The 26,775-nt window shown below is 47.9% G+C and carries 21 protein-coding genes; 8 read left to right on the forward strand and 13 right to left on the reverse strand.

Annotation, left to right across the window (positions count from 1 at the left end):
- Positions 1-223 precede the first annotated feature (223 nt).
- Together NO352_RS15935 and NO352_RS15940 are read right to left on the reverse strand one after the other, a co-directional pair.
- Complete coding sequence (locus NO352_RS15935) at positions 224-1,435, reverse strand: aminotransferase-like domain-containing protein (RefSeq protein ID WP_289356111.1); 1,212 nt, start codon at positions 1,433-1,435, stop codon at positions 224-226.
- Positions 1,436-1,880: 445 nt separating this feature from the next.
- Entirely contained in the window at positions 1,881-4,253 is a 2,373-nt protein-coding gene (locus tag NO352_RS15940; RefSeq protein ID WP_005552196.1) for a sensor histidine kinase, read from the reverse strand.
- A gap of 199 nt (positions 4,254-4,452) precedes the next feature.
- Between NO352_RS15940 and NO352_RS15945 the strand changes: the two genes are divergently transcribed.
- The 4 genes from NO352_RS15945 to NO352_RS15960 all read left to right on the forward strand — a co-directional run bounded on the left by NO352_RS15945 (position 4,453) and on the right by NO352_RS15960 (position 6,922).
- Positions 4,453-4,863: a hypothetical protein gene (locus NO352_RS15945; protein WP_005552197.1), complete on the forward strand. Its 411-nt coding sequence runs from the start codon at positions 4,453-4,455 to the stop codon at positions 4,861-4,863.
- A 17-nt stretch (positions 4,864-4,880) separates the two neighbouring features.
- Positions 4,881-5,948 (forward strand): phosphodiester glycosidase family protein, encoded by a 1,068-nt coding sequence (locus NO352_RS15950; RefSeq protein ID WP_268621661.1) that lies wholly within the window; start codon positions 4,881-4,883, stop codon positions 5,946-5,948.
- Between the two features lie 427 nt (positions 5,949-6,375).
- Positions 6,376-6,585 carry a sporulation protein Cse60 gene (locus NO352_RS15955; protein WP_005552201.1) on the forward strand — a complete coding sequence of 70 codons (210 nt, stop codon included), beginning with the start codon at positions 6,376-6,378 and terminating at the stop codon, positions 6,583-6,585.
- Between the two features lie 37 nt (positions 6,586-6,622).
- The gene (locus NO352_RS15960) at positions 6,623-6,922 is read left to right on the forward strand and encodes a 50S ribosomal protein L25 (RefSeq protein ID WP_005552202.1); all 300 of its coding nucleotides are present in this window, start codon (positions 6,623-6,625) and stop codon (positions 6,920-6,922) included.
- A gap of 187 nt (positions 6,923-7,109) precedes the next feature.
- Here the strand turns inward: NO352_RS15960 and NO352_RS15965 are convergent, their stop codons facing one another.
- Positions 7,110-7,358, reverse strand: a complete 249-nt coding sequence (locus tag NO352_RS15965) for an AbrB/MazE/SpoVT family DNA-binding domain-containing protein (RefSeq protein ID WP_005552205.1) — start codon at positions 7,356-7,358, stop codon at positions 7,110-7,112.
- Between the two features lie 144 nt (positions 7,359-7,502).
- Positions 7,503-7,967 (reverse strand): tRNA (uridine(34)/cytosine(34)/5-carboxymethylaminomethyluridine(34)-2'-O)-methyltransferase TrmL, encoded by a 465-nt coding sequence (trmL, locus tag NO352_RS15970; protein WP_289356113.1) that lies wholly within the window; start codon positions 7,965-7,967, stop codon positions 7,503-7,505.
- A 211-nt stretch (positions 7,968-8,178) separates the two neighbouring features.
- Here trmL and NO352_RS15975 point away from each other — a divergent pair, with 211 nt between their 5' ends.
- The 4 genes from NO352_RS15975 to NO352_RS15990 all read left to right on the forward strand — a co-directional run bounded on the left by NO352_RS15975 (position 8,179) and on the right by NO352_RS15990 (position 13,475).
- The gene (locus NO352_RS15975) at positions 8,179-8,628 is read left to right on the forward strand and encodes a MarR family winged helix-turn-helix transcriptional regulator (protein WP_005552210.1); all 450 of its coding nucleotides are present in this window, start codon (positions 8,179-8,181) and stop codon (positions 8,626-8,628) included.
- Entirely contained in the window at positions 8,625-11,786 is a 3,162-nt protein-coding gene (locus NO352_RS15980) for an MMPL family transporter (RefSeq protein ID WP_289356114.1), read from the forward strand. The genes NO352_RS15975 and NO352_RS15980 overlap by 4 nt, the downstream gene beginning before the upstream one ends.
- A gap of 261 nt (positions 11,787-12,047) precedes the next feature.
- On the forward strand, positions 12,048-12,758 hold the full coding sequence (locus tag NO352_RS15985; protein ID WP_005552212.1) for a response regulator transcription factor: 711 nt from the start codon (positions 12,048-12,050) through the stop codon (positions 12,756-12,758).
- A gap of 132 nt (positions 12,759-12,890) precedes the next feature.
- Positions 12,891-13,475, forward strand: a complete 585-nt coding sequence (locus tag NO352_RS15990) for a DUF3238 domain-containing protein (RefSeq protein ID WP_289356115.1) — start codon at positions 12,891-12,893, stop codon at positions 13,473-13,475.
- A gap of 103 nt (positions 13,476-13,578) precedes the next feature.
- Here NO352_RS15990 and serC read toward each other — a convergent pair whose 3' ends face one another.
- From serC to NO352_RS16035, 9 genes are all read right to left on the reverse strand, one after another.
- A complete protein-coding gene (serC, locus tag NO352_RS15995; RefSeq protein ID WP_005552214.1) occupies positions 13,579-14,670 on the reverse strand; it encodes a 3-phosphoserine/phosphohydroxythreonine transaminase in 1,092 nt (363 codons plus the stop codon).
- Positions 14,642-14,788: a hypothetical protein gene (locus tag NO352_RS16000; protein ID WP_163979111.1), complete on the reverse strand. Its 147-nt coding sequence runs from the start codon at positions 14,786-14,788 to the stop codon at positions 14,642-14,644. The genes serC and NO352_RS16000 overlap by 29 nt, the downstream gene beginning before the upstream one ends.
- An 87-nt stretch (positions 14,789-14,875) precedes the next feature.
- Complete coding sequence (locus NO352_RS16005) at positions 14,876-15,841, reverse strand: LacI family DNA-binding transcriptional regulator (RefSeq protein WP_289356116.1); 966 nt, start codon at positions 15,839-15,841, stop codon at positions 14,876-14,878.
- A 178-nt stretch (positions 15,842-16,019) separates the two neighbouring features.
- Positions 16,020-19,415, reverse strand: a complete 3,396-nt coding sequence (locus NO352_RS16010; protein WP_289356117.1) for a GH36-type glycosyl hydrolase domain-containing protein — start codon at positions 19,413-19,415, stop codon at positions 16,020-16,022.
- Between the two features lie 124 nt (positions 19,416-19,539).
- The gene (locus NO352_RS16015) at positions 19,540-21,705 is read right to left on the reverse strand and encodes a glycoside hydrolase family 3 N-terminal domain-containing protein (RefSeq protein ID WP_289356118.1); all 2,166 of its coding nucleotides are present in this window, start codon (positions 21,703-21,705) and stop codon (positions 19,540-19,542) included.
- A 269-nt stretch (positions 21,706-21,974) separates the two neighbouring features.
- Complete coding sequence (locus NO352_RS16020; RefSeq protein ID WP_005552220.1) at positions 21,975-23,570, reverse strand: type 2 periplasmic-binding domain-containing protein; 1,596 nt, start codon at positions 23,568-23,570, stop codon at positions 21,975-21,977.
- A 345-nt stretch (positions 23,571-23,915) separates the two neighbouring features.
- The gene (locus NO352_RS16025; RefSeq protein ID WP_289356119.1) at positions 23,916-24,818 is read right to left on the reverse strand and encodes a carbohydrate ABC transporter permease; all 903 of its coding nucleotides are present in this window, start codon (positions 24,816-24,818) and stop codon (positions 23,916-23,918) included.
- Positions 24,819-24,832: 14 nt separating this feature from the next.
- Positions 24,833-25,795, reverse strand: a complete 963-nt coding sequence (locus NO352_RS16030) for an ABC transporter permease (RefSeq protein ID WP_289356120.1) — start codon at positions 25,793-25,795, stop codon at positions 24,833-24,835.
- Complete coding sequence (locus tag NO352_RS16035; RefSeq protein ID WP_289356121.1) at positions 25,792-26,583, reverse strand: alpha/beta hydrolase; 792 nt, start codon at positions 26,581-26,583, stop codon at positions 25,792-25,794. Before NO352_RS16035 ends, NO352_RS16030 begins: the two co-directional genes overlap by 4 nt.
- Positions 26,584-26,775 lie beyond the last annotated feature (192 nt).

Genomic DNA, 26,775 nt, shown 5'->3' on the forward strand with positions numbered 1-26,775 from the left:
GAGAAAAGGGGCGAGGACAGGAGCAGAAATAGAAACAGAATCAAAAACAGTTGCAAATTCTGATGACAGTATCCTATTCCACTTACTTTCTGTATCAAATAGCCGCTATCCTGACTCCATAAAAAAACAAGCACCTCAAAAGGGATGCTTGTTTTTATCTATTCCATCGCTTCCACCTGCACTTCTGTGCAACTGCGAAAGATTCAATTTTCAGTATACTGACTTATACACCAGAATAGCGGCCAAGGAATTCGGATGCAGCATCTGTCAGGCGCTCCATACCGGTACGAATTACGCTAGGCTCCGCAAATGAATAGTTGAGACGCATCGTATTGCGATTTGGCTCCCCAGCGTAGAAGGAAGTTCCCGGAACAAACGCAACACCCTTCTCTACTGCAACCTTCAACAATGCTTGCGCGTCCAAACCTTCTGGAAGCTCTACCCAGAAGAACATGCCACCTTGCGGAGTATTCCATTTCGCGTCTTTCCACATTTCTTGCTGCAGCTCGGACGCCATTGTTTCCATGCGTTCCTTATATACTCCAGACAGCTTGCGAATATGTCCATCCAGATCAAACACTTCAGGAAGAAGCATCTCGCCTAGGATCAGCTGATCCAGGACACTGGAGTGAAGATCCGCAGATTGCTTCGCTCTTGCCATCATGCGAATCACCTGCTTGTCAGCAACGATCCATCCTGTACGCAGACCTGGGGCAACCGTTTTACTGAATGTGCTCGTATATGCAACGATTCGCTCCTCCGGTTTGCCTTCTAAGGAAGCAATATTCGGTACGTTATTGTCTGTAAACTTCAAGTCGCCATACGGATCATCTTCCAATACGAGAACCTCGTGCTCAAGGCACAGATTCAACAGCGCTTGTCTGCGTTCCAAGCTCCATACCCGCCCTGTTGGGTTGCTGAACGTTGGTACGATATAGACAAACTTCGGATTGTGCTCTTTCAGCTTAGCAGCCAAATCTTCTGGCACCATGCCGTTGCTATCGCTTTCCACCGGAATGATGCGGGCATTATAGGAACCAAGCACCTGCAGGCATGCAAGATATGTTGGGTTCTCCACCAGAACAACATCACCTGGATCCAACAACGCTCTTGCGAATAAATCTATCGCTTGCTGAGAGCCTGATGTAACTAGAATCTCATCCACTTCTGCTTGAATGCCACGATTCACCTTCATACGAGCTGCCAGTCTCTCGCGCAGCACAACGGCCCCTTCAGTCAATCCGTACTGCAAGGCTTGGGGACCTTGGCTAAATACACGCCCAGAAGCTTCACGAATCGCATCGATCGGGAACAATTCGTCTGCAGGCAATCCACCAGCAAATGAGATTATCGACTTGCCTTGTGTCAGTTTAAGTATATCGCGTACTACCGAACTCTCTACAGAGCGCACACGAGCAGAAAAATTATATTGCATAACGTATCATCCCTTCCTATTTCCAAAAATGATACACCCAACGCATTATTAATGCAACGGTCAGTATGATTTGCAGTCATCACAATCTTGTCACCTGTGTAAGCGTATCCGGCATCATAATTACATTATATAGTGATCGTTCTCATTGTGTAAGCACCCGTACAGGCTGTTTCACTACTTCAATTATATGTTTAAGCGAAAGCGAAATCTATGCCCCAATACATGTTAGTTAGCTATCGATTAAGGAACAGCAAACTTTCGTGCATTATCTCCTTCCATGCTTGTATTCTTGTATGCCTGTATGCTTGCTACTGTAACATTTAACTTGCCATCATACGTAACTCATTTCGAATAATAAGGAGTGCCCTACCACTATAAATAAGATGATTAGGCACTCCTTATGCGATCAACACGAATATGTTTTTTTCTGGTATATCCACCCATTCTAAACAGTCGGCTCTCCACTGTGAAGCAAACCATTTATCGTTCGGAATGGAATCGAAATAATAATGCAGACACCCTCTCCAGGGGAAGCCTTCCATGTCATACTGCCATTTACCAGCAATACACGTGCACGGAGAAGCTTCAGCCCCCGCACCTTGGCACGCTCATTGAACACAGTTGCCGCTTCAAAGCCGACTCCATCATCTTCATACAAAATAACAATTTGCCCATCTACCTTGTACAATTGAAGCTCAATCGAGCGTGCATAAGCATGGTAAAAAGAATTATACAGCAGCTCCTGCACCATCCGGAATACATGGAGCTTCATAACGGGGTACAGTGCGTCTATCCCTGCTTCAGGATCAACCTGGAACTGCACCCGTTCCGCCCACTCTGAACATTCTCCTTCGATAAATTGCCGTACCGCATTGGCGAATCCCGCCGTGTGCATAAGCTGAGGATCGAGTGCCAAGCAGGTATGCCGCAGCTTCATATTTACATCGGTCAGCTGCTTTTCAATTTCGACTGCCTGCTGCCGTGCATCATCCGCTTCCGTGCTCATTCGGATCGCATCAAGCTGAATCCCAATATCATGCAAACGTCGCATAACGGTATGCTGCAGCATGTTAGACAGCTTCCCTTTATCCTTCTCTATGGAACCAAACATTTTCTCGATTACCCATGGTCCTGTTGTTAAGGACTGGAGGGTCACAGGCTGCCGCTCGGTTTCCTGCTTTAATTGTTCGATTTGCGTATTCAGCATATGAATCATCATTACTTTTTTCATGCCGATATTCATATAGCGGATCAATTGGCGAATCCACTCTTGCTCTTCCATGTTCAGCTCTGACCCATCTTCACGATGTGCGACTACCAAATAAGCAATATACACATCATGCCGCTCAACCTCGAACCAATAAGCCGATTCCGAAGAAAATTGACCCGAGCGAACCCGACGCTCCACTTCCGTTGCATCCAGTGCACCATCAATATAGAGTTCCACATCATTGTGAGGGTTTTTGATGACGAGCGCCGCTCCTCGAACGTTCAAATTTTGAATAATGGAATAAAGGATAGCCTTCCCCCATTCCTGCATCGTATCAAGTGCCGTTAATTGACCCGTAATCAATTGCAGAGACTCCTTCAGCCGCTCATCGCTAGGAAAAATCGCTGTCGTGAGCTTCCGATTGAAGTAAGGGAAGCTGTACAACACTACAGACAGTAAAATAACAATAAAACCAAAGCTGAACACATGCTGTACAATCGTATGCGATTCAACGAAAATGATCGCATTTAGTCCAACCACGAGCGCTCCAGGAACCATCGCAATAAGGACAAGCGCCACTACACGTTTGATTACGATCTCGAGGTCGGATAATTTATGGAACTGATTCAAGTACACAAAGCTTAACGGCATCAGCAGCGTGAACCACCCCGTCAGCAGCGGCGATACAAGCGGATCCTGCCGGAACAGCATTGGAACATAGGTCAATAAAAGAATTGGTGCAAACGCAATCCCCATCCATATCCATACATAACGAATGACCGCTGCAATATGAGGGGAACCTTGACGATTGCGATAATAGGTCGACGCAACCCAATAGAAGTTGTAAGCGACACCGCTCAAAAAGAGCCAATCTGCAACAAAATTATCGATTTGATATACATCATACACATAATCGGTCAACAAGAATGTTGATTTCAATACGAAATACATGCCGACGATTCCATAGAACAAATAAATGCCTCGACGCGAGTATGTAATCCCAGCCTTCTCATAGAAAAATTGTGCAATGAAGTGCAGTAGTACGATCGGCATTAAGGCAACAGCAGACCAAATAATGATTTGCCCAATCAGATCTCCACGGAAGGTAGCCCCCATACTCATATAAATGATGATCATAATGAGCAGCAAGCAGCACAGCATCCTCATGGATAAAGCAGAACGTTTCTTCCACCATATGTATCCTGCAAGCACAATAAAAATGAATTCACTTGCGAAAGGCAGCACACCGGAAAATGGATGGCGCGGTTCATTCGCCATATCGATTAACCTGCTATGCCCAAGATGATCGATAACGATATATTCAGCTTGTTCAACGGTGTGCCATCGACGTACGGTCGGATGCTCTTGCGGCGGCTTGCCGTTAATGCTTACGATGCGATCTCCAACCTCTAGTTGCTGACGCTTCGCAAATTGGCCATTGGAAAATTCAGCAATCTTCCATTCTCCCTGCTCAATCTCTACGCGAAGCCCTAGGTACGGATATCGAACCGTAATAAAAACAAACCAGCATTGTAATAGAAGTAATACAATTAATCCTATTTTTGTAAACGTTTTCAAGTATTTTGATATGATATCTATTTTTTCCATCCCTTTTCTTTACCCCTGACGGAAGTATCATTTATCGACATTTTTCATCATAAACCCTCCTTTATTCTATCGAACCCCTCCTGTAACTTCAATGCAGGATTTGTATGAATTTTGCATTTTCACCACCAAAAATGATAGAATTCATGCTAGAATGAGTATTGTTTTTATCTTACCATTCGACTTCTTTCGAGGTGATTCAATGCAACCAACAGCACAGACAGAACGCGACAGTGCACGTCGCTCCCGAACGAAGACGAGCGGAGCTAGCGCCAAATGGTTTCTCCTTTTCTGGGTCATTATGATCGGCATTGGAGTAACTGCTACCTACTTCTACAGCACCCATATGAAGAAATCGATGCTTCAGGAACTCCAAGTGCAAACCCAAGCCCAGCTGCAGCAAGTCAAATTAGACTATGAAAAGCAGCTTGGCGAGTTAAATAAGAAGATGGACGCCATGCAAAGCAAAGTTCAATCGTTCAATGAACTACTTACGTTTACGAAAGATAATACTTCGAACAAAACAGACAACAGCAACAAGCTGTATACTCAATTGAACGAAGTGAAAAAGCAGCTGGCAGCGCTGCAGAAGAAGATGGATTTGTTGAAATAACAAGCGAGGCGGTTTTTATGAAGTTGCAAGTTAAAGTAGTCAACCGAATGTTCATGATGATTACCGCACCCTTTCTTGGCATGATGATATGGATGCTGATTTCTTCGCAAAGTGTGTCGCTTCAATTAGAGACTGCGCCGCTTGCTGAGCCGGCATCATTCAATGAAAAGCAGTCCCGAGTATCCTCACAATTAGATAAGGCTAAGGAGATAGCTGTCCACACCGTTGAATCCGTGCGTCATATTTCTACCTTGTATAAGCAAACGACGACCACGATGAATGACATCGTCCTAACGGCAAGCCAACAGGCTAAGCGTCCGGAGCGAATCTATGATCAACGGATTACAGCTCGGCTGGGCACTCCTCAGGAACGCATCGACAGTGAGAAGCTGCGTGCGGAGCTATATATCATTAATCAGCCAACCTATCGCGGATATGCAATGAAGGTCAAGTTGAAGGATCCTAAAGCGATGCGAATGACACTTGGCCATGATGAATATGGCGGCTCGGAGACAACCATGCAGGCCGTGAAGCGCTATAACGCGGTTGCTGGCATTAATGCTGGCGGTTATGCAGAAAGCAAAGGCAAGCGTTATCCGCTCGGAACCACCGTCATGAATGGCAAGTATATCTCTTCCTTTGAGCCGAGCTTCAAAAATTTGTCCTTCGTTGGGATGGATGTTAACTCTCGATTGATCGGGGGAAAATTTTATCAGAAGGAAGAATTGGACAAGCTCCAGCCAAAGTATGGGGCAACGTTCGTTCCTGCCTTGCTCAAAAATGGTGCAAGTCTCACGATCCCTGATAAGTGGAAGACATCTCCTGCACGGGCCCCGCGCACGGTTATCGGCAATTACAAGGATGATCAACTGCTCATTTTAGTTGTGGACGGATATAATGAAAGCGGAAGTTCAGGAGCAACCTTGGAAGAATTACAGCGGAAGCTGGCCAATCTTGGTATCAGGGATGCATACAACCTGGATGGCGGCGGATCATCGACACTTGTGTTCAATGGCCGGGTTGTGAATACGCCATCTGATGGTGAGATGCGCTCTCTTCCTACTCATTTCTTATTCTTTAAGTGACAACTTGCGCAACAACCTGCTTTTCATATTTTCATTTTGGTATGTTTTGGGTATAATAAAAGCATCCATTGGGGGTGTGCATATCATGTCCGTAACATTTTGGATTATTATGCTCGTATTCGCCATGTTCATTACGGCTATGCTGACTGCTGGCTACAATGAGGATAAGACGAGCGGCTTGTAAGAAGAAGAGGCTTTCCGAATCCGGAAGGCTTCTTTTTTTATGCTTTATTCTTGGAATGCTTTATGTAAGATGAGACTTTATGTACGATTTCTAAATCTGGATACATCAGGTTCGATTGACACCCGTTACCTATCTTGATACAGTAGGAATAACGAGGCATTTCGCCCCCGATGGGGCGAGGTGCCTTCGTGCATATGTAAGGTTTTTTACATTTAATGGTCTGCAGAAGAAAGGAATGATGCAATGATCCAGGTTAAAGAGTTTGTGGATGTAAGTGCTGCAACAGCAGAAGAGAAGGCTAATGATTTTTTGGCCACGCTGCTGGAAGAGCAGGTGATTGAGATTAAATACTCGGCTGGGTATCGCTTGAATCGCGATATCTCCGAGCAAAGAAGCTGTATATTGGTTGTTTATCGGACAGCTAGCGTTCCTGCTGGGAAGCACGAACCATAGCTGCCCTCACAAATTGCGATAAGGGAGAGTATAAAAGATGATGCAGCAGTTTCAAGCAGTGACACGGAATATTGAAAAACGAAGCGAAGTCCGGCAGCTTCGCTCTGAAGGGAGAATTCCATGCGTTCTCCTTCAACAACAAGCCAGTGTGAACCTTCACATGGATGCCAAAGCGTTCGCCCTATGGGTTAGAGATGCGGCTCACAACCAGCTGGAGTTGAGTATTGATGGGGCAAATCCAATTACGGCACAGGTTCAAGAGATACAACGTCACCCTGTAACGAATGATATTCTGCATGTTGATCTGCTAGCATGCCAATCTACTGCACTTGCATAGAACAAGGCTCAGAACGGAAGCCATAATGTCAAGGATAGGGAATTCCCTATCCTTGGCTTTTTCACCATATGCTCTACTCCTGCGGACAAGCTTCCGACATGTGAACGCATGAGCATCTTTGTACAATAGAAATAACCCATAAAAAAGAAGCACCACCGAATGTGATGCTTCGCTTCCATGTTTCTCTCTATCTTGCCAAGTGGGTCATTTCGTGCATGCATTGCGTGCATATGTAACGATCCTTAAAATCCGCTACCCCGTCCATTGAACCGCAGAATACGCACTTCGGACGATAGCGCTCGAGAATAATATGATCTCCTTGAACTAAAATTTCAACAGGATCCCCCTCGTTCATCTGGTAACGCTTCCTAAGCGACTTAGGCAGTACAATGCGTCCCAATTGATCGACTTTACGGACAACACCGGCAGGTTTCATCAGTTCCACCTCTCTTGTATATACTCTTCTCTCTTGTTTACCCTCGAAACTACTGCCCCTACTACTTCGATGCTCCGATCCAAAATCCTGCTGAAATTTGTCAATTCAATTCGTTTTTATTCAATTCTTGTAATTAGGTGCTAATTACCTCAAATTCATGAAGTCTGCCTGACGCAGTGCTTCATACACGACAATTGCCGCCGCATTAGACAAGTTGAGCGATCGAACCTTGTCTGTCATTGGCATGCGCATGCATGTCTCTGGATTCGCATCAATTATTTCCGGAGGAAGTCCTTTCGTTTCTTTGCCGAACACGAAAAAGTCCCCATCCTGGAAGGAAAAGTCACTGTAGCAGTTATCTGCTTTTTTCGTCGCGTAGAAGAAACGTCCATCCTTATATTTCTCCTGCAGCTCCTGGAACGAATCATAGTAATGAATCGTAACTGCATACCAATAATCGAGCCCCGCACGCTTCAAGGTTGCATCATCCGTTCGGAACCCGAGTGGACGAACCAAGTGCAGATGGGTGCCCGTTGCAGCGCAAGTACGCGCAATATTTCCTGTGTTTGCTGGTATTTCTGGTTCAACTAATACGATGTTGAATGCCATCTGATGTTCACCTCACATTTCATTGTTTTATTATACACCAAGAAGGCAAGCCTATTGCTTTGCTTCCTCTTCCATCGCATCAGGATCGAAGTTATCTTTACACAATATTTACATCGATCGAATTGACACTGAATTTAGCATGAATTATTATAGTTCTACAATCGAATGGTTCGACTATCGAACCATAATAAATGACAAGGGAGTTATTTTCATGAATCGAGATGCCAAAACCATTATTGAACGGTATATTGCTGCAGAATTTACTGTAATAAAGCATTTATTTAATGAGATTGGAGAGGCGATTCCAGATCATCTAACGATCGACCAATACCAGATCATGTGTGTACTCCATCAGCGAGGCCAATGCACCTCCACCGATCTGGCTGAAGTATTCAAGGTCGTAAAGAGCTCTATTACTGCCATTATTAATCGACTTGTCGATCGCGGATACGTTGAACGGACGCCTGCTGAGGAGGATCGGCGTGTAATCGTACTGTCCTTAACGGAGGAAGGACGAACTGTATTAGAGCATGCGGACAAAAAGGTGCAGGATATTGTCGCCTCTTATCTGATTCATTTCAGCGAAACGGAAGTTGAAGCCTTCATCGGAGCGTACGAGAAGCTCGCCCGCTTGATGAAAGAAGGGAAGAATCAAAAATGAGAATGATACTGAGAGCAAAATGGGCTGTATTGGCAGCCTGGATTGCGGTTGCTGTTATTCTTGCAATAGCAGCACCGTCGCTTAGTGAGCTCGTGAAGGAGCATGGTACGATTGGCGTACCTGACGGCTACTCCTCTGCAGAAGCGATCCGCATCATGGATGAAGTGTCCAATGCGAAAGGCAATGTGCATGAAACGAGTATGGCACTGGTCTTCCATAATCCAAATGGAATGACTGATAAGGACACCAAAGACATTCAGCAAGCTATTCAACAGCTCAATCAAAACAAAAACAGCCTTCATATCGTCTCCATGCTCGAACCATACGGACAGTCGGAATTAAAGGCTAAATTAATTTCCAAAGACAACAAAACTGTACTCACCTCCCTATTAGTCAGCACCGAGACAGCGAATCCCGTAGAGATTCGTGATCAAATCAATAAAGAACTCGCTTCTACTTCTGTTGAGCACTACATTACAGGTCAAAAGCTGATTGAAAATGACCAACTCGTCAGCTCACAAGAGGGCTTGAAGAAGTCGGAACTGATTACCGTTGTATTCATTCTAGCCATCCTATTTTTCGTCTTCCGCTCAATCGTCGCAGCCTTCATTCCGCTGCTAACAGTCGGTCTGAGCTATATCATTTCACAATCCATTGTCGCATTTCTTGTCGAAAGCACCCAATTCCCGTTATCGACGTTCACGCAAATCTTTATGGTGGCTGTCTTATTCGGAATTGGAACGGATTACTGCATCCTGCTCCTCAGTCGGTATAAGGAAGAGCTCGCTAAGCACGACGATCTATGGGATGCGATTGCCGCCACGTACCGTACTGCCGGCAAAACAGTCCTCTTCTCCGGAATCGCCGTACTTGTCGGTTTTTCCGTGATTGGATTTTCCGAATTCAATTTGTATCGTTCTGCCGTTGCAGTTGCCATTGGAATTGCGATCATGCTGCTCGCGTTAGTAACGGTCGTACCGTTCTTCATGGCCGTGCTCGGCAAGAAGCTGTTCTGGCCAGCGAAGAAATCGATTGAGCATAAAGAAAGCTGTTCGTGGGGTGCCATTGGCTCATTCTCACTGCGCCGACCGCTGGCAGCGATGCTCGTGGTTGCAGCCGTCACTGTTCCGTTCCTAATATCCTATAAAGGTGAAGTATCGTTTAACAGCTTGGAGGAAATCGGAGATAAATACGATTCCGTCAAAGCCTTTAATATTATTGCAGACAGCTTCGAGCCTGGCGAATCCATGCCGACCCAAGTCGTCATCAAGAGCTATTCCCCGCTTCAGGTGGGCGAATATATGGCCGTAGCCGAGAAAATGAGCCGAGAGCTAATTAAGGTAGATGGTGTATCGGGCGTTCGCAGCCTTAGCCGACCTGCAGGCGATGAAATCAAGGACTTCCAAATTACCGAACAGGTCAAGACACTTGACAGCGGCCTGTCCAAGGGAAATGACGGATTATCCAAAATTAAAGATGGATTGTCCGAAGCAAGCAACGAATTAAGCAAAAACGAGCCTAAGCTCAAAGAGGCAGCTAGCGGAGCAGCACAGCTTACCACGGGAACACAAGAACTGAAATCCGGAATCAAGCAGTTGAATGACGGACTTAGCCGCATTGAATCCGGCATTCGCGATGGTTCTGCCGGTGCCGGCCAACTGCAGCAAGGTCTGAAGCAGGCCAAGGAGAGTGCGCAAAAGCTGGCCCAAGCGCATCAGAAGCTGCTCGATACCTATAAGCAGATTGGGCAAGGTCTTACTGAAATAACAAGCGGCGTTGGCCAAATGAATACACAGTTCAGCGAATTGACCGAGTCGCTGCAATCGTTAACGGGCCGATTCGCAAGCTTGGAGGAACGCTTCCCGGATTTGTTGAAAGACGCTGATTATATGACAATTCGCGGTACCGTAACCGCTGCTGGGCAAGGGGCAGCCCAATTATCCGGCGCTCTTGGACAGATGCAATCTACATTAGCGAAAGTAAACGGAGGCATGGCTCAGGCGAACCAAGGCTACGAGCAAGCCACTACCGGCCAGAAGGCGCTGGCATCAGGGTTCGATCAGCTCATTGCAGGCATCTCGCAGCTAGAGTCAGGTCTGAAGCAGGCAGCCAATGGCCAAGGCCAAATCATTAGCAAAGTACCTGGCATCATAACAGGACTTGATAAACTTCAAGCTGGCCAAAAACAGATCGGAGACGGCTTCTCGCAATTATCGGATCAGATTGGCAAGCTGACGACCGGCTTGAAGGATGGAGCCGATGGATTGACGCAAGTATCGGATGGGCTTAACTCTGCTCAGGGATATTTGCAAAATGTAAGTACAGCGCCCGATAAAGAGCTTGGCGGCTGGTTCGTCCCTGATGAGGTATTATCGAATGACGCCTTCCGCAAGGCGCTCGATATGTACTTATCCGAGGATCACAGTGTAATGACCTTAGACGTCATCTTTGCTGATAATCCATATGGAACCCCGGCTATTGATCGAATCGACGCTGTGAAAGCAGCTGTAGATCGCAGCGTGAAGGGAACTTCCTTGGAAAAGGCGACGATCGCAGTTGGCGGTGTATCGAGCACGTTTGCCGACTTGAAGCAAATGTCTGGTGAAGATTATATGAGAACCGTAACGTACATGATCATCGGTATATTACTCATCCTGATTGTCCTGTTCCGATCCATCATTATGCCGCTGTATATCGTAGCATCCTTGCTACTTACCTTCTTCACTTCGATGGGAATTACGGAAGTGATCTTTACGAAGATGCTGGATTACTCCGGGGTTACATGGGCAGCTCCATTCTTCGGCTTTGTTATGCTGATGGCACTTGGCGTCGATTACAGCATCTTCTTGATGGAACGCTTCAATGAGAATAAGCATCTGGATGTGAAGGATGCAATCCTATACGCGATGAAAAATATGGGGACGGTTATTATTTCTGCCGTAATCATCTTAGGAGGAACATTTGCTTCCTTCTATCCATCAGGCGTACTGTCCATGATGCAAATTGCAACCGTCGTATTATCCGGACTTACACTGTATACGTTCCTCATCCTGCCGTTCTTCGTACCCGTCATGGTCAAGACGTTCGGTTCTGCCAACTGGTGGCCGTTCTTCCATAAGCAGCAGGACGAGAAAGCGAAACAGCAAGTAAGTGCCTAAGCTGCTTTTCTACGTCACGTGAGTATTAATCCATTGAAACTCCATTGATCGCATGAAATACATCCGCAATGTTGAAGAGGAACCGAGCATCGGTTCCTCTATTTTTTACACCCAGTTTACGTTTGCTTAATATGCCGCTGACGAATATCCTTCATAATGTTGGTATATGACATTCGATCGGTAAACAATTTGGCGTACGATATCGAATGCAGGAATTCGTTCAACCGATTACTTACTAAATGAATTGTGGGAGGGACTATTTTGAAATCCAAAATTTTAGTTGTCGATGACGAACCTTCAATCTCTACCCTCATTGAATATAATTTGAAGCTGGCTGGCTATGACGTTCTGTGTGTCTATGATGGGGAAGCTGTATTTGATGTTCTATCCACTTTCCGTCCAGATTTGATTATCCTTGACCGCATGCTGCCGAAGAGCGATGGATTGGAAGTATGCCGCAAGCTGCGCGTGGCGAACAATATGGTGCCTGTTATTATGCTGACAGCGATGCAGGAAATAGGTGACAAAATTGATGGATTAGATAATGGCGCTGACGATTATATGACGAAGCCGTTCTCCCCGCAGGAGCTCATCTCCCGCATTCAGGCTGTCATGCGCCGCATCCGTTCCCTCCCTCTTGTAGATGAAGGACAGGTGTACCAAATCGGCAGTCTGCACGTCATGGCGGATCAGCGTGAAGTGAAGCTGGAAGGCCGGGATGTAGAGTTAACTCCGAAGGAGTTCGAACTGCTCGTCTTCCTATGCCGTCATCGTGGCAAGGTATTGAGCCGCCAACAGCTGCTGCACGGCGTATGGGACTATCACTTCCTCGGCGATACACGCATCGTCGATGTGCATATTAGCCACCTGCGCGATAAGCTGGAGAAAAACGCACGCAGCCCTGAATATATCATGACGATTCGTAATGTAGGCTACAAGCTTACAGAACCGACAAAGCGTCACTTAGCCTAACTTATTCCTCATTTCCGATATAACCCCGCCTGTTTCCCCGAGCAGGCGGGGTTTTTATATGTTGTCCCTGCATAATCAGCGCATTGGGCTATTATGAATGAACGAACACAATTACAGACCATGGAGGTTGCTATGGCGAACATTGTCAAAATTCGAGCAAGTATTTTTATACCTATGTCTTGGACGGAGCCGAAGCAAGAGTCGGATACGGGAAATATCATTCAATACGAAGGCGACACCCGCGAATTTACACCTTATGCCGTAAACGCAATGCGTTCCAGAGTTGAGCAAGAAGTTGTTGTTGATTTTTATAAAAAGGAAGTGTTCTCCTATTCGAATACTGGAATCACAACAGAAAAAGTGACTCAGCCAGATGGTTCTGTGAATAAAAGAACCGGCAAAGCCAGTACAGAGGGCATTTTGTGTACCCATATTCGTTGGGGCTCTAATGAAGTCATGTTTCAAATGTGTGCAAGTGCCAGTAATCCATTACTAGCACTTGCGCCTCCTGTTGATTATTTATTACGCATACGAGTTACAGAAAATGGTGCCGTTGAAGTTGAGGGCAGCCATGATGGATTCCCGTGTTTTGAATTTTATAAGCAAGTAGACTTTGGATCATTTGAACAAATCTATATTCATGATTTCAGAGAAACCGGAGATACCGCTCAAGCTCTGGCCGGGGAAATGGAGTACCATTTCAAAAAAGTGTTATAACTACAATTTGCGCTCTATATAGGCATACAAAAAAACGAGTTAGCAGGAGCAACTTCCCACTAACTCGTTGTTACTTATAAGAACAATGATTTCACTTTCCCCTTTAGCCGTTGCGTTGTTGGAAGTGCTTCATGAACTGCGCAAGCGCCTCACAACTCTCGTATGGCACCGCATTATAGATGGAAGCGCGAAGCCCGCCAACGCTGCGGTGTCCTTTCAGACCTACGAATCCTGCTTCGCCAGCTTGCTTAATGAATGCCTTCTCAAGCTCTTCGTCCGCCAAGCGGAAAGTCACGTTCATGAGGGAGCGGCTTCCGCGCTCCGCGCAGCCGCGATAGAAATCTCCGCTAGCATCAATCGTGCTGTACAAGAGCTCTGCCTTAGCAAGGTTATCGCGTTCAACCTGTTCAAGGCCGCCGCGCTCCTTCAGCCATTGCAGCACCAAATTGACCATGTAGATGGAGAAGGAAGGTGGTGTATTGTACAAGGAATTATTTTTATAATGCGTGCTGTATCGAAGCATGGATGGAATCGTCTTCGGGCTGCTCGCGATCAGGTCTTCTTTCGCAATGACAACGGTAACTCCGGACGGTCCCAGATTCTTCTGAGCGCCTGCGTAGATCATACCGAACTTGGATACATCTACTGGACGGCACAGAATATCACTGGACATATCCGCAATAAGCGGTACAGACCCGCTGTCTGGATAGGCTGAATACTGCGTTCCGCCAATCGTTTCATTCGAAGTAATATGCACGTAGGCCGCATCCTCCGGTACAACAACCTCTTCAGGCGCCGGAACGCGCATAAAGCGATCCGCTTCTGTCGAAGCAATAACGCGAGTTGCACCAATCAGCTCGGCTTCTTTAATTGCTTTTTCCGCCCAGCTTCCGGTATGTACATATGCGCCTACTTTACCTTCAGAGAGCAAATTCATCGGCACCATCGCGAATTGCGTGCTTGCTCCGCCCTGCAGGAACAATACATCGTACCCAGAAGGAATGCCCAGCAGCTCTTTCAGCAATTGTTTCGCTTCATTGTGAACCTGTTCATATACCGCTCCGCGGTGCGACATTTCCATAATGGACATGCCTTGCTCTTGAAAATCCACGAATTCGGCTTGTGCCCGCTCCAATACAGCCAGCGGCAGCGCAGCCGGCCCTGCATTAAAATTGTACGCGCGATGTTGTCCCATCGGTTTCTCCCACCTTTGTCTCCATGACTAGCATGTTCATAGGCGCCCATGAAATGATCCGAACGTCTTCTGCTAGCGATATTTTATCGATAATGATAGCAGTATTTGAGTTCGCCATCAAGGAGCAATCCAAACGTTTTGCAGTTGATTGACATGGATGTCGAACGATTCTCATAGACAGAGAGGCATAATAGGGCTCATTCTTTTATGCTTTGCCTACGGATTCCCCCTTAACAAGGGTAACGTAGACGCGTTCATGCTCGACCTTCTCATCAGCAATCATTTTTAGCAGTTGTTCACATGCGAGCGCGCCCCACTTATGTTTAGAATAATCGATGGTTGCGAGGCGCGGCTGCATATAACGAGTCAGCTCAATATTGTCGAACCCGACGACATGAATATGCTCGCCGATACGAAGTTCTGTATCCGAAATACGATTGCACAGCCCCACCGCCATTTCATCGTTTAAGCAGAATACAGCAGCCGGCCTGTTGTACTCCTGCAAGATTTGCTCAGCAGCCCTCTCACCGCCGCTTTTGTTGAAATCGCCGACGATTTCAATCCACTCCACATTCGCTGCTCGATCCGACACGAGCTTCACGGCCTTCATCCGCTGCTCGGAATCAAACGATCCGGGCGGGCCTGTCACAATATAAATCTTCTGGTGCCCCTGCTCCACCAAATATTCCGTCGCCAAGGTCGCACCCGCCTTGTTGTCCAACAGCACCTGATTAATGTTCGGATGATCCAATTCCCGATCCAGTACCACGATCTTATGGTTGCGATCAGCGTACATAAGCAATTCCTCGCTCGTGAACGTCTGATCGAGAATGACGGCCCCGTCTATCATTCGTTCCGGCAGCATGCGGTGTGACTGCTTCCCGCTGCATACGATCAGATCATAGCCTTGCGCATTGCATACCTTCTTCATGCCGTCCAGCAATTCGCCATATACTTCGCCCTTGAAGTCCGTTAAAAAGGCTCCAATGATCTTTGTTTCTCTCTTTTTCAAATTGCGGGCAGCAGCATTTGGTACATAGTTCAATTCTCTGGCAATAGCCAATATTCTTGAGCTTGTCTCATCCGTCACCTTGCTGCTGCCGTTCAGGGCATAAGATACCGTAGAAATCGACACTCCTGCTTTTTTGGCGATATCCTTAATACTGACCACTTGTCCTCAATCCTCCGTTTGGTAACCAATCCTTCTTCCTTATGATGTTGCATCCGTTCGGATGCCGCTTTGTCTTACTGAGATGTGCCGATGTCCGTTCACGCTCTTCAGATGTCCTTTCCCTATTGTAGCATTATAGAGAAAAGGACGATCCGGAAAAGATCGCCTTTGCCTTTCCTTACATCCATATTTCAATCCGATTTGCACTGCTTTTCAATTCGCGCTCCACATCCGCACTGGCAATCTGTATGCCACCTCGCCGATACGGGTTATTCAACCTCTCCGCATTCACCTGCATCCCATTTATCGCTACGCGGCTCACGCCACCGCCTGCAATATGATAAATGAAGGTAACCTGTCTTCCGTCAAAATGGTAGTCAAAATGCAGCCCGTTCATCGTGTTCGGAAGTACAGGATCAATGACCAAATCGCCTTCAGCCTGCCGAATGCCAAGCACATTCGCAATCAGTTGATTCATATAGATTCCTGGACCGCTGGAATAGATTCTCCATCCGCCCTTCACCTGCACCGCTCCGCTGCGAAGCGCGTCCATATTCTCCTGCGCCTCATATCGGGTATTGAACTTCCCGTCTGAACTGCTGAAGTAGGCATTGCTTTGACGCAGCCCCGCATTAGGGACGACCTCACAAATGCCAACGGGATTAATCGTCTCCAATCCGCGCCAAGCATCGTCCGCACACCCAAGCTTCGCCATCGCTTCAACATAGCGAATATGCGCATGCACATACTGCAGTCCTACCTCGCGTCCGAAGTTTGAAGCCTGCTCAGCCCGCTTGAAATGCGTGCTGACGCCGCCTGCATATTGAGCCGGTCGATTCATTAGCCGTACACCATCCGGGAACGACAGATGATCCTGAATCAAACGATAATTAATGCGTGCCTGCTTCTCATCGACCAGTTCGGCAATAATACTGCGCGTCATCGGCAGAAGCCGGTATTGAATACCTGTCTCCGTATCCGTCGGATGCAGCATCAGCTTGGCATGCGCCGGATCTTCCATATAGATGAAGCCGGGAATGACCTCCGTGTGCAGCATGTAGCGTTTGTAGTCCTGTTCAATGCCAGATGCGATCTCTTGCAATTCCTCAGCCAGCTTCTCGTTTGCTGCAAGCAGCACATCAGCAAATTGCTTCATTGCTTGATACGTAAGCGCTACGGTCCAACTACTAATCATATATTTCTTCAACTGCGCATTCGCCGGCTGCAGCGTATCATCCCAATCTCCATCGCCATAAGACGATAAATGCGTATCGTGAAGGAAATGCTTACGAATATAAGAAATTTCCTTGATGGCGTGCTCCAGTATGGTCGCCTTATCCGACGTGAAGTTAAAACGCTGCTTCATGGTATAAGGAACCTTTTCCTTCAAAATACTGTAATCCCCGGTTGCCGTCAAATAATCGCCCAGCACTTTGAGCGGCCATACGATAATATCTCCGTGGCTCTCCTCCTGCTGCACCGTAACATACTCATCGAACATAAACCATTGCGGCCAGTTTCCATCGTCCTCATATTGATGGGAATAGACCATTTTCACAATATCCCGCACTTGCTCGTACTTGTGAGTAGCCATGAAATATTCAACCGGCCCCTGGCATACGTCCCGCGTTCCCCAAGCCGCTCCGCCATACTGTTCTAGTCCGTGCGGTACTGCATAATGAACGAGCATATTGTGGGTGTACCACCACGCCAAGGCATTCATCTTGAACAGTTCATCGGACTGTCCCACTCCGTACGAAAGATGGAATTCGTTCATCAAGCTTTTCAAAAAGGCACGGTATTCATCCATTTCAGTTTGGATATCACGTATCGTCGGGGAGTGCTCCAAATTCGCTGCACGCTCTCGTCCATCCAGCAATCCGTGGATCGTTAACGTCCATTCCTGAGTCGCATCAAGCTGCATGACAACAAGCGAAGCGTCACCGGATTGGATCCCGCTTGCCAGCATCGTCTCATCACCGATCGTCACTGGCGCCCCTTCCACCCACATGCGATATTCAAGATTCGGGCACACCTTAGCGCTAAGCGATTCCTTATTGGCATGGAAAATCAGCGTACCGCCTTCCTGCTTCATGTGAACTGGAAGCTCGTATTCGTTGACATTCATCGTCACTTGATTGGTTACCACATACTTGTAGGCCGTTCCACTCACAGAGCGGACGTCCAAGTGGATCTCAGGCGCATCCGTTGCCGTGTAGTTCGTCACAATCAGCATGTCGTCGTCTGTCTTGTAATACCAGCGTGCGTAGTTGAAGCCCATCTCGAACATGGATGGCATTGCGAGCAGCCGATACTCTCCGTTCATGTGCACATAGACGCGTTGTCCCGCCGTCTTTGGCACGTTCAGCGGGTTGCGAGCATTGCTCATCATTTTATTGAAATTGGTGTTGCCAACCACCACATGCGAGTTGAATATGCCGTACATATAAGCAGTCGTCGTCATGACCTGCGCGCCCAATTTCACGCTGTTTCCGCTCATTACGATATGTCCATGCGGACGTTCGACGAGAAGCTCCTTTTCCTTTAGCACGACATGCTCGTAGGTGTCTGTGAAAAAGGACAACAGCTTGCCATCCATGCGCTCTTCCTGATATCGTTCCGGGAAAAGTGCCTCTACTTCTGCTTCTGTCATCGAAAGCGTCCGCAGGGGTTCAGCCATATCGGCATTGAATTGGACAGGATTTAACGGATTCGATGCTGCATTTTTTTCGTTCGCAGCTATATGACTTGACTCGGACAAGTAAGCTTCCCATGCCTGCCCCACCTCGTCCCGATACTCCAGTTCCGTTATTGCGGCTGCATGGTCTGCTCTGTACAGACCATAAAATACAAATCGCTCTTCCCCATGAAGCGTAACTCGCTCCGATTGCAGCGCAGTATAGGCAAATTCATACTGATACACTTCATTGGAAAGACAAGGTTTGCTCACACTCGCCGGTATGTTGGTTTCCTTATAGGACAATCCAAAAAATTGAAATCCGTCGGTCGAGTAGCCAATTGCGCGGCTGAGCGCTCCCTGCTGCATATATGGGAATGCTCCGCCTTGCGGTTGATTCTGGCGTGAGCAGACAACACAGCCGATCTCTTCATCCTCGAAGACAGCATGATCAATATATTGCGACAGATACGCCTCGTTGCTTCGTACCGTACCTATTGAAGCAATGCCAAGATCTTGACCATACAGGATATCGACAGTTATCCCCTCCCCACGTACAGCAACATCCCAGAACCAAATGCCCTCTCTCATAAGTGCAAAGGTTACCTTATACGCCGCTCCCTCAACGGCTCCTTCCCATACTACCTGATTTCCTTCCGTCCGCACGGCACTTCGCGAGCGAATCCCGAGCAGCGGATAGAAACGGATACCCGAATCGTCGTGAATCCGTAAATATAAATTGTTGAGCGAGCCATCAAGCGGACTCGTTACCAACTGATTGAGCATGATCTGCCCGCTAACTGCTTGATGCAAATCACCGCTCGACCAAAACGAAAAGTACAATTCGCCGGCTTGAATCGTAAAATTCGACTGCGTTGATCTCTCTATTGTCGTCATGTCTGCCCTTCCTCCTATCCCAGTCATAGCAAGTCTTCTTTTGTTTCTATAAATCTAGTTCTAGTAGTTATTCTAGTAAGGCTATACCTTTTTGGTCGTTCATCTTTTTATTCCTAAATCAGCATCAGCGAACGAGTCGGAAAGAGTCCTGCAATGTATCACGGCTGTTCGATCCAACATGTACCTGGAACATTCCTTCATCGCTTGCCAAGCGAAGATCGGAATGGTGATATCTTAGCTGCTCCTCGGTTAAGTGGAAGCGGATTTCCTTGCTTTCTCCTGATTCCAACTCAATCTGCACATAGTCCTTCAGCTCGCGCAGCGGACGAACAACCTCGCCGGATATGTCGCGGATATACAGCTGCACCGTTTCCACACCTGCTGTCGCTCCTGTGTTCGTAACGGTTATGCGGATTTCAAGCTTCTCCTCATCTGTTATCTCGCTGCTGGAAAGCTCCAGATTGCTGTAGGCGAACGATGTATAGGACAATCCGTAGCCGAACGGAAGCAGCGGATCATTCGAGCAGTCGATATATTTCGAGACATAGCGTTCATCCGTCTTGCTTGGATTCAGCGGCCGTCCTGTATTGAAATGATTGTAATAAACCGGCACCTGCCCAACCGATTGCGGGAATGACATCGTAAGCCGGCCTGACGGATTCACCTTGCCAAGCAAGATGTCCGCAACAGCTGCTCCGCCCTCACTGCCAGGGAACCATGCCTCCAATACAGCATCCGCTGATTCGATGACACCATGCAGATCAAGCGGGCGTCCGTTGAACAAGACAGCAGCCATCGGCTTGCCAAGCGTCTTCAGCTGTTTCACTAGATCCATCTGCACTTCCGGCAGACGAAGATCCGTACGGGAGGCGCCTTCACCGCTCATCGCGGATTCCTCGCCCAGCGCAAGCACAATGACATCCGCGGCAGCAGCCGTATTGAGCGCTTCCTTCAACTGAGCCGTTGTCATACACTCGATGCCGCATCCAGCCGCGATGCTCAGATGACCGCTTGGCAGCCGCTCCAACAAGGCATCACCCAGCTTCACTGCATCCTCCTTCGCACCGACACAGGACCACCAGCCTAACACGTCCTCACTCTGAGCGAATGGCCCAATGAGTGCAACCTTGGTATTAGGCTGCAGTGGCAGCATGCCGTTATTTTTCAACAGTACGCAGGATTTGGCTGCCAGTTCGTAGGATGCCTTGCGATGCTCCGCGCAAAAAAGAATCTCGCGCTCCCGTTCCGGATTCGCGCCGCGCAGCGGATTCTCAAATAGGCCCAGCTTGTCCTTAAGGCGCAGAATACGCAGCACCGCTTCATCGACAAGCGCCTCATCTACCTTGCCTTCGCGGATAAGCCCCGGCAAATGATGTACATAGCACGGCGTCATCATCTCGATGTCCACGCCCGCTCTTATAGCACGGAGAGCTGCCTCGCGATCATCCTCAGCCGCACCGTGAGCAATCATTTCCCGTATGGAAGCCCAGTCCGAAATCACAACTCCGCCGAAGCCCCATTCCTCGCGCAGAATGCCGCGCAGCAGCTTCTCATTGCCTGTCGCCGGTATACCGTCGACGGTATTGAAGGAAGACATGACCATCTCGCAGCCTTCCTCCAGCGCTGCCTTGTACGCAGGCAAGTAATATTCGCGCAGAGCCCTTTCCGACATATCAACCGTGTTGTACTCGCGGCCTCCTTCCGGTGCCCCATAAGCGGCAAAATGCTTCACGCATGCAGCCAGCCGCTCCGAATCTTCCTTTATATCGCTGCCTTGATAGCCGCGCACAAACGCCCGCGCGAATAAACTGTTCAGATGCGGATCCTCGCCCGTCGTTTCCATCACTCTTCCCCAGCGCGGATCACGCACCAGATCGACCATTGGTGCGAACGTCACATGAATGCCTGAAACTGCCGACTCTCGCGCTGCGATTGCCGCGCTCTGTTCTGCGAGCTCCGTATTCCACGAGCAGCCGATCGCGAGCGGGATCGGGAAAATGGTCTTGAAGCCGTGAACGACATCGGCCATGAACAGAAGCGGAATGCCAAGACGGCTTTTCTTCATATAATTCTGCTGCACATCGATTACAGCCTGCGCCCCGGACAAGCCAAGCACAGAGCCGCTCGCTGCAACCATCTGCTCGGTTATGCCCATTTCCTCCATCGGCCCCGTGACCTGTCCTTCGCTGTCTGAGCCTTCATGGAAATGTCCCGTAAGCTGCAGCAGTTGAGCAATCTTCTCTTCCAATGTCATCTGTTGTACAAGCGCTTTAAGTTGTTGATTATCCATAGTAGTTCCTCCACGGTTCGAATTTCTCGTATGAAAGATCATTGACTGGTCATCATTCGAAGGGATGTTCATTTTTCATTTCCTTAAATAGTGCTTCTCCTTCCTCAGGGACTTGCGCAATACTTGACTCCGTTGTGCGTGCGCCAAAGAGCAGCAATCATCGATTGTGCAAATTCCTCATTGAGAAGAACAATATTGTGGAAAAGGAACCCGGCAGCAGCAATCCCTGTCCTCAATTGGCATACCGGGTTCATTCAAACAAATCGTACCTATTTCAAATTGTTCAACTCATCCAGAGCCGGCTGTACGAGTGACATTTTGCTCTCCACCCACTTTTTCCAGTTCGATTCCAGATCACCACTCTGCAAAATAAGATTCGTGTACTCCGTCTCGTAAGTGAAAGTTGCCTGGTTCTTCACCTTGGAATCGTGCAATTGAACCGTCCAGTCATAGGCGGCCAGCTTACCGCCCTCTTTGCCCAGCTTCGCCTTGTTCTGATAATGCAGAACGGAGCGGTCGCGATATTCCTTCTTAATCGCCGGGTTAATGATGCTGAAGTCGTCTCCTAATAAATACAGCCCTTCAAAGCGGCTTGGATATTTGTCCTCAAGCGATGTTCCTTCCGGCAGCAGGCTTACAAGCTCCTTGTTGTCGCCGTATTTCCAATCCTTGCCCTCGAAGCCCATGTTCAATATCATTTGCCCTTCTGTGCTAGTCGAATAATCCAATAAGTCCATAACTCGTTCAAACTTCTCTTTACTGATGTTCGGCGAGAAAATGAGTGCCGACCAGAAATTTGCCTGCTCCAGATTTCGATATTTGCCGTCGTCGCCAAGCACGATCGCAGTATGAACAAGATCGTCGCTGCTCACGCCCAGGTTTTTCTGCATATCCTTATCCACGTCTTGTCTAAAGGAAGCCAGACCGCCAAGGCCGGCTACTGCCGCTGCGCCTTTCACGCGGAAGTTGTCGCCTCCCTCGCTGTTTTTCCATGTATAGAACTCAGGATTCAACAGTCCTTCCTTGTACGCCTGCTGCATCAGCTTCAAGCCGACAAGCGTTTCTGGATCCGCTGGCCCCCAGTGATATTTTCCATCCTCTCCTTTATAGAAGGCAGACTCCACACGGGAATGCTCACTGTTCGGCATAATGATGTTCACCAATGCATCTCCTGCATTGAAGGAAAGAGGGACCAGATTCGCGCCGACCTTGCCCGGATCCTTCTCCTTCACCAGCTTGGCAAACGTCATTAATTCACTTGTCGTATAGGCATCCTTTAATTCAAAGCCGACAGCCTTTGCCCAGTCCTTGCGCAGGACAATAACGCCGTTTTGGTTGACAAGCGGATCAGCAGGCTTGTTCTCGTAGTACACGGGACGCGGCAGCAGATAAGTGCCGCCCTTCAGCTCTTCCAGCTTCTCGCCAAGCCCAGTCAGCTTGTAGGCAGTAGCCACGTTCGGCCAGCGCTCCTTCCAATCGTCCGGGAACTTGTACAGAAGCCCTTGGTCGATATAGTTCACCGCGTCGCCGTGAATATAGTTCCATGTAGCCACGTCAGGAAGATCGCCGGAGCTGACCCACAGCCGCAGCTTTTCCGCCCATGAATCCCATTCAATGAAGTTGTAGTCCCACTCCAGATTGAATTTATCCATCCAGAATTTGTGGAACTCATTGTTCAATTGTCCGTCCTTCAGATTAATGGTGCTTGCCACGGAAATTTTGAGCTTATCCTTGTAATTTCCGTTTTCATCTTTCTCGTTGCCCCCTTGCGCCCCCTCCTTCGAGCATGCTGTAGCCAGCAGCACTACCAGACATAGCGAGAGGAGAAGAATGGATCTTACCGACAGCTTTTTGTCTGCTTTCATGTTTTGTCGCCCCTTTTTAAGATCGAGTTCAATAGGTCACTTTTCAGCACCGAGAAGGTTGCAAGAACTCGAAGCTTATGCTTCCGAAGTGAGCTTTGCTGCGCAAAGCTTGTAAGGAGCAGCGGAATGTAGGCAAGACTACATGAGCAGCTAAAATGTTTCTGAAAGAAACATACTTCGAAAGCATACGCTCTTCGAGAGTGAATGCAAGATTCGACGCCGATTCACTTCCTGTACATTATTTTCTTCGTGATCAAAAGCGACCTATTTAAACTACCCCTTTAGATTTTTGATGCATATTGCCGTCATACCATCATGCAAAATAACAAAAATCTATGTGTATCATCAGGTCTTAATTGCCCCTGTTAACACCCCTTTAGCGAAATGCTTCTGAAGCAGAGGGAAGAAGCACATGATAGGCACCATCGTGACGAACACTGCAGCCATCTTCATCCCCGTTGAAAAAGCTTGCTTGCCGACAGCACTTACGCTTGAAGCATTAGATGCGTTCGTCGTCGATTCCACAATAATGGTGCGAAGCACGTTCTGCAGCGGAAGCTGCTCTGCCTTGCGCAGGAAGATCATCGCATCATACCAACTGTTCCAATATGCGACGCCATAGAACAGCGTAATGGTTGCCATAATGGGAGCGGCCAGCGGAAGCACGACTGAGAACATAATTCTCCATTCGCCCGCTCCGTCCAAGCGCGCGGATTCCATCAGCGATTCTGGAAGACTGTAGAAATAGTTCATCATCAGGATCATATTGAAGGCGCTGAAGCTGCCGGCAAAAATGACAGACCATAATGTCCCGGTCAGATGCAGGGATTTCATGATCAGGTACAGCGGGACGATGCCACCGTTAAAGATCATCGTGAACAGCACGAGAAAGAAGATAATCCTTTTGCCCGGAAACTTGCTTCTGCTAAGTCCATAAGCCATGCTGCTCGTCAGGAACAGGCTTAACGGCAAACCGATAATAAGCAGCTTGAAGGTGTTCCAGTATCCCATAAGAATACTTCCGTCCATGAAAAGCGCCTTGTAGGAGGCCAGCGTCGGATTTTTCGGGAACAGCATGAACGGATTGTCGGCGTACTCCTTCGGTGTCGAGAATGAAATCATAATGACATTCCAGAATGGAATGAGAATCAACAGTGCAATACCAAGTAGAATGAGAAATAAGATGTAGTCGAGGGCAGTCATCTTCTCTCTGCGGAACGCTGACCGCCGTGCAGTTTTCTTGCTCATTATTGCATCCCTCCTTATCGGAATAGCCCGTCTCCGCCCAGCATTTTCGCTACTCGATCGGCAGCAAGCAGCAGGATCATATTCACCAGAGATCGGAACAAGCTGACCGCCGTTGAGAACGAAAAGTCAGTTGAAGATTGGAAGGTGATCCGGTAAATGTACACATCCAGCACCTCGGACACATTTTTCGTAGCTGCATTTGCCAAGTTGAAAATTTGATCAAAGCCCGAGGACATCAGTCCGCCCACGGACAGAATGAACATGACCGTGACGGTAGGCATAATGTTGGGCAATGTAATGCGGAACACCTGCTGCATCCGTGACGCCCCGTCAATCTGGGCAGATTCGAATTGATCCTGATCGATTCCCGAGATAGCAGCCAAATAGATAATGGCTCCCCATCCGGTCGACTTCCAAATGTCCGTAAGCAGCAGCATCGGAACAAACGTGCTCTCTGACCCAAGGAAATTTATCGTTGGCAATCCAAGCAGCGCTAGCGCGCTGTTCACAAGTCCATCATAGGCCAGTACATTAATGACAACCCCTGACACGATTATCCATGACAAGAAATGGGGAAACGTCAGCACGGTTTGAAATACTTTTTTCGCGCGCTTCATTCGGAGCTCGTTAAGCATGAGCGCCAGCAGGATCGGGAATGGGAATTGAATAACCAACTTAATGATGTTGATGTACAACGTTCGCCAGAGCGCATCGAGAAAGGCGGGATCACGGAACACGTACTTGAAATTTTCGAATCCGACCCATGGACTGCCCCAAATGCCCAGGTTCGCCTTATAATCCTTGAAGGCGAGCGATAAGCCGCCCATCGGCAAATACGCAAATAGTAGAAGCCAGATCAGCCCAGGAAGAAGCAGCGTATATACCATTTGATGCTTCCATATATCACTGAATAGCGCTCCCAGCTTCGATCGACTCTTCAGCTTGCCGTCAGGCCCTTGCAAGGCTGCAGATTTCACATTGCATTTCCCCTCTCAATTCGCTTCTTGTTGTCAAAAAGAAAGTCAAAGACTGTCCTCAAATGCTTCTCCCAAAATACCCAGTCATGGGTGCCTGAATCTTCTACATAGCGAAAGTGGAACCCGGATGAGGAAGCGGCATTCATGTGCACAGCAAACGCTCGATTCATTTCAATGAAGGGGTCTTCCGAGCCGCAGCAGCACAAAATGTGCGGCATCAAGCTTCCCGCATCCATCCTCTTGGCAGCCAGCGCATATAGATCCTGCTCGGGCTTCACAAGTAAATCCACGCCAAGCACCGCCTGCATTTCTTTTACCATTCCTTGGGGCATATCGGGATCGCGGAGGCGTCGCTGTAGATCTGTTACCCCAGACAACGATACTGCCTTGGCGTAGCGCTCGGGATAGGTAAGTGCGCATTTCAAAGCGCCATATCCTCCCATCGACAAGCCCGCAACGTATGTATGCTCTGGCTCGACATTCAACTGGAGCAGCTTGCTGCACAAGTCGGGAAGCTCTTCGGTGATAAATGTAAAATAGTCGAGTCCGTACGCCATGTCTGTGTAATAGCTGCGATTCGCCTCTGGCATAATTACCGTACAATTGTGCCGCTGCGCATATTGCTCAATCGTCGTCAGCCGCTGCCATGTGCTCGCATTGTCACCAGCACCATGCAGCAAATAGAGCGTACTGCTTGGCGGAATGTGCGATTCCAAGGGATAAATGACGTGAACGCTCGTGTTCATTCGTAAAATGTTCGACCCAGTTTCTATCGTGACATGCGCCATATGTAATCCCTTTCATTTTAGGATTTTTGAAATTATAGTTCTGTCCTACGTAATGTAAGCGATTTATTCGAATCGTTTCGACACAATCATAGATCTGTGATCTTTAATCTGTCAATCCTTTTTTTGATGAAATTGATCAACAGGGAAATTATGACTACATTTTATTGATAATTACCCAGTTTTTGATACATA

Origin of the sequence: Paenibacillus sp. S-12 (genome assembly GCF_030363895.1) — a bacterium.
GTDB lineage: Bacteria > Bacillota > Bacilli > Paenibacillales > Paenibacillaceae > Paenibacillus_B > Paenibacillus_B alvei.